The following is a 1,944-nucleotide window of genomic DNA, read 5'->3' on the forward strand; positions in this document are numbered from 1 at the left end:
GTCTCGCAAATCGTCTCGAACAACTACCAGGGCGCTCAACTGGGCGGCCGCGCTTTCGTCAAGGCGATGGGCGAGAAGGGCAACTACGTCGAACTGGTTGGACGGGAAGCCGACATCAACGCCGGAATCCGTTCGAAGGGTTATCACGACGTGATCGACCAGTTTTCGAACATGAAGCTGGTCGAGCGCCAATCGGCTAACTGGAGCCAGACGGAAGCGTACAGCGTGATGGAAACGATTCTGCAGAGCCATCCCGATCTGAAAGGCGTGATCGCCGGCAACGACACGATGGCGATGGGCGCCTCCGCCGCGTTGAAGGCGGCCAAGCGCGACGATGTCATCGTGGTGGGCTTTGATGGCAGCAACGATGTGCGCGACGCCATCGAGCGCGGCGACATTCGTGCGACCGTGCTGCAACCGGCCGCGCTGGCCGCCACGCAAGCCGTCGATCAGGCCGACAAGTTCCTGAAGACCGGTTCCACCGGCAAGCCGGAAAAGCAGTTGATCGACTGCTCGCTGATCACCAAGATGAACGCGAAAAAGCTGGACATGTTCGCGTTGCGTTGACCTGATCCTGCCGGGGCCTGTGAGAGGTCAAGGCCCCGGACAATGAGCGCCTGGACACCAAGAGGTTATCCATGAGAGGCTGGCTATGCGCGGTGCTGGTACTCGCCGCAGCCACGAGCCTGCAAGGCTGCAAGCTCGTGAAAAATGAACCTGGGGTCTCTAAAGGATCGTCCGACCCTTACGCATCGTCCTATGACCCGAACACCGCGGTCGCGTCGATGTGGTCGACGAAAATCCTGCCGGACATCGAAAAGCGTGCCACCGCGTTCGACACATTGCGCGACGCAGTCAGCACCGATCCGGACGCGACGGGCAAGAAATACGGCTATCGAGGTAAGGACGACGGCGCGCCGTGGAACTTCCCAACCCGGTTGCATGGAACCATCGTATCGGTCGATACGAGCTCCAGCCAGGGGACAATCGGCGTGGATACGAGCGGCAAAGGCAAGGCTGACGTGATCGTCGATATTGGCCCAACAGTGCTCGGCACGGCATTGCGCGATTCGCTCGACTTCGTGTCGTTTTCCGATTTCAAGAACCAGATCGATTACGCCCGCTTCGGCACCGCGCTGAACGCGTATGCCGTTACGCACGTGATGGCGCCAGTGCCACGGAGTGGCCTGCAAGGCAAGCAGATCACGGTCACTGGCACATTCTCCCTTGACGGCACGAGCGATCACCCAGAAGTGGTGCCTGTCGTCATCGTGCTAGGGGATAAATCATGAGCGCGCTAGACACGCACGACGATGTCATCCTGAGCGTCGAGGGCGTGACCAAGGTCTATCCCGGCACGATTGCGCTGAAAGACGTCAATTTCGCCGTGCGCCGCGGCGCAGTCAACGTGCTGGTGGGGGAAAACGGCGCGGGCAAGTCGACCATGATGAAAATCATCGCCGGCGCGGAGCAGCCCACGGCCGGGCGTGTGCTGCTCGAAGGCGTTCCGGTCGAACTGACGAGCAGTGCGCAAGCGCTGGAACTCGGCATTGGCATCGTGTATCAGGAACTGAACCTGTTTCCTAACCTGTCCATTGCGGAGAACGTGTTCATCGCTCGCGAAATCACGCGGGCTGGCATTGATATCGACGCCGACGCGCAACGCGCAAAAGTGCGCGAACTGCTCGCGCGTCTGGAGTTGAACGTCAGCCCGGACACGCTGGTGGAAGACTTGCGCATAGGCCAGCAGCAACTTGTCGAAATCGCCAAGGCGCTGGCTCAGGACGCGCGCATCCTGATCCTCGACGAACCCACCTCCGCGTTGAGCGCTGCAGAAGTCGACGTGCTGTTTCAGGTCATCGCGGATTTAAAGTCGCAAGGGGTCGCGATTGTCTATATCTCGCACCGGCTGGAGGAACTGATCCGCATCGGCGATTACATCAC

The 1,944-nt window shown here is 60.2% G+C and carries 3 protein-coding genes; all 3 read left to right on the forward strand.

Annotated features, from left to right (window positions below; genetic code table 11):
* On the forward strand, positions 1-567 hold a 567-nt coding region (locus WCA53_RS28635; protein WP_423918978.1), incomplete at its 5' end, for a substrate-binding domain-containing protein.
* A gap of 71 nt (positions 568-638) precedes the next feature.
* Positions 639-1,292 (forward strand): DUF2291 family protein, encoded by a 654-nt coding sequence (locus WCA53_RS28640; RefSeq protein WP_423918983.1) that lies wholly within the window; start codon positions 639-641, stop codon positions 1,290-1,292.
* Positions 1,289-1,944 (forward strand): ATP-binding cassette domain-containing protein (locus tag WCA53_RS28645; RefSeq protein ID WP_423918986.1); only part of this gene is annotated, 656 nt, incomplete at its 3' end. The genes WCA53_RS28640 and WCA53_RS28645, both read left to right, overlap by 4 nt.

Origin of the sequence: Caballeronia sp., from assembly GCF_049581465.1 — a bacterium.
Lineage (GTDB): Bacteria > Pseudomonadota > Gammaproteobacteria > Burkholderiales > Burkholderiaceae > Caballeronia.